Here is a 1,716-nt window from a genome sequence, read left to right as displayed (position 1 = left end):
GACGCGCAGCAGGCCGCGCAGTTCGCCCGGCTGTGGCCGAACGCCGGCGCGCTCGCGGCGCCGACGGCGCAGACGATCGACGCCTGGGCCGCCGCGGCCGGCGCGCTCGGCCGCATCGATCATCTGGTCTGGTTCGCCACCGGCGACGGCGCCGCCAGCGTCGAGGCGCTGCTGGACTATCGCGCCGGCAGCGCCGAAGTGCTGGCCTGCTTCCACGCGATCAAGGCCCTGCTCGCGCAGGGCTATGCCGAGGCGGCGCTGGAATGGACCCTGATCGTGCGCGACGGCGACGGCGATCCGACCCAGGCCGCGCTGCAGGGATTGATCGCCAGCGCGGTCAAGGAACACGCCGGCTGGAGCCTGCGCCTGATCGATCTGGGCGCCGCCGCCGCGGCGGATCCGCTGCCGGCCGCGCAGATCGCCGCGATTCCGGCCGACAGCCAGGGCCGCGCCTGGATCCACCGCGCCTGCCAGTGGTCGCGCGAGCGCCTGCGTCCGGTGCCGCTGCCCGCGCGCACCGACGGCGGCTTCCGCGAGGACGGCGTGTATCTGATCGTCGGCGGCGCCGGCGGCGTCGGCGAGGTCTTCACCGAGCATCTGCTGCGCCGCTATCGGGCGCGCGTGGTCTGGATCGGGCGGCGTCCGGCCGATGCGCAGATCGCGGCCAAACTGGCCCGGCTCGCCGCGCTCGGGCCCGCGCCGACCTATGTTCAGGCCGACGCGACCGATCCGGCCGCGCTGGCGCGGGCGCGCGCCGAAGCGTTGCGCGCGCACGGCCGCATCCACGGGGTGATCCACTCCGCGATCGAACTGCACGACCAGGCCCTGGCGGCGATGGATGCGGCGCGCTTCGAGCAGGCGTTCGCGACCAAGGCGCGCATCGCGGTCAATCTGCTGCGCGCCTTCGCCGACGACGGGCTCGACGGTCTGCTGCTGTTCTCCTCGCTGGTCAGCTATTCGCGCGACGCCGGCCAGAGCAACTACAGCGCCGGCAGCCTGTACCAGGACGCGCTGGCGCGGCATCTGGCGACGCGCTACGGCCATCGCGTCAAGACCCTCAACTGGGGCTTCTGGGGCGACATCGGCGCGACCGCGGCGCTGCCGCCGCGGGTGCGCGAGCGCTTCGCCCAGGCCGGCATCGGCGCGCTGCGGCCGGTCGAGGCGATGGCCGCGCTGGAGGCCTTCGCGCACGCCGCCTTGCCGCAGCTGGCGGCGCTGCACCGTCTCAACGGTCAGGGCTTGCGCGTGCCCGAGCCCGCGGCGCAAGCGCAAGCGCCGGCGCCGTCCGCGCCGTCGGCCGCAGCGTCGCTGGCGGCGTCGTCGGCAGCGCAGCCGCAGCGCGCATCCGAACCCGCACCGCAACCCGAAATCGAACCCAAATCCGAACCCGAACCCGCATCCGACCGAACGGTGGCCGTCATCGACCTCGAAGCCTATGTGAAGGACGCGCTGCTCGCGCAGTTGGCCGCAACCCTGAAGCTGGCGCCGGAGCGCATCGATCCCGACGGCGCGTTCGCCGGCTACGGCGTCGACTCGATCAGCAGCGTCAAGATCGTGCGCGCGCTCAACGACGCGCTCGGCATCGAGCTGGCCGGCACCAGCCTGTTCGACCACAGTTCGGTCAACAAACTGGTGCGCCACGTGCTGCAGGAGCACGACGGCGACAAGCTGCGCAACGCCGCGCGCGCGGCGCAGGCGCCCGCCGCGCCCGCCGCC

The 1,716-nt window shown here is 74.0% G+C and carries 1 protein-coding gene; it reads left to right on the top strand.

Translation table 11 applies throughout. The features are described from left to right. The coding region (locus tag A7A76_RS24315; RefSeq protein WP_206413733.1) for a beta-ketoacyl reductase at nucleotides 1-1,716 on the top strand (1,716 nt) is incomplete at both ends.

Origin of the sequence: Lysobacter enzymogenes, assembly GCF_017168095.1 — a bacterium.
GTDB classification, from domain to species: Bacteria; Pseudomonadota; Gammaproteobacteria; order Xanthomonadales; family Xanthomonadaceae; genus Lysobacter; species Lysobacter enzymogenes_D.
The sequence above is the reverse complement of the archived record's forward strand: the minus strand, read 5'-3'. Positions and strand labels throughout refer to the sequence as shown.